Source organism: Achromobacter sp. RTa (genome assembly GCF_000757485.1).
GTDB lineage: Bacteria > Pseudomonadota > Gammaproteobacteria > Burkholderiales > Burkholderiaceae_B > Achromobacter.
On sequence record NZ_JPYO01000035.1, the window covers coordinates 17,451 to 18,485 of the forward strand.

The window sequence follows — 1,035 nt, forward strand, 5'->3', positions numbered from 1 at the left end:
TTGCGAGCCGTTGACGGCATCGGTGCTGTCGGCAGACACATCGCCGGCGGCCACGTTGCCCAACCGGGCGGGATCGCCGCCCGGGTTCAGCGTCACGCTTCCGTAATTGACGCTGCCGTCCGGGTTGCGGTCGTACTTGACTGCGCCCGAGTCCAGATCGCTTACGTTCGACGCCAGCGCTTTGAGCTGGCTGACGTTCACTGCATCGCTGTCCACCGTGCCTGCGGCGACGCCGGTGATCTGCCGGTATTCTCCCGCCGCGACGTCTCCCACGGAGACCGCCGCCAGCTTGCTGCGCGTGGCCTCGATACCGCTGCCGTTCGCACCCGCGGGCACGTATCCGGCGGCGCCGGCCGCCGTATCGGCGATCGACCCGACGCCCAGCGCCACGCCGCCGCCCACGGACACCCGGCTGCCCGCGCCCAGGGCGACGCCCTGTTCGGCATCCGCCAGCGCCTGCGTGCCGATGGCGATGCCATCCGCCAACCGTGAGCGGGCCTGTTCGCCGAAGGCGATGCCGCCGGGGGCATTCTGCTCCACAACGGCTCCGTTGCCCATGCCGATGCCGTCGCTTCCGTTGACCACGGTGTTGGGGCCGATCGCAATGGAGTCGGTGCCGGCGGCCAGGGAGTCCTCCTGGGTCGAGTTGGCATGGAAATAGCGGGTGCCGGTCACAGTCACGGACGTGATGGCGCCGGTCAATTGGCGCACGGTCACCGCGTCGTGATCGTTGGTGCCGTCGGCCACGTTGGTGATCTGGCGGTACGTGGAGTCGCTGCCCACGGAAACCGCGCCCAGCAAGGTGCGATCCGTTGTATTGAAGGGCACCAGCGCGCCGCCGCTGCCGGCGGCGATGCTGCCGCTGTCCGGCGTCAGTGCACGGTTGGACACGGCGCCCGCGCCCAGCGCCACGCTTCCTTCCACGTTGGCATGGGCTTCGCGGCCCAGCGCCAGCGCGCTTTCGGCTGCGGCGGTGGCGCCGTAGCCCACTGCGGTGCTGCCTTGGCCTTGAGCAAAGGCGTCGCTTTGCGCGAG

1 pseudogene is annotated in these 1,035 nt (G+C 70.0%); it reads right to left on the bottom strand.

The features are described from left to right. Positions 1-1,035 (bottom strand): annotated as a pseudogene (locus JL37_RS30470) (adhesin); the annotation flags it as partial.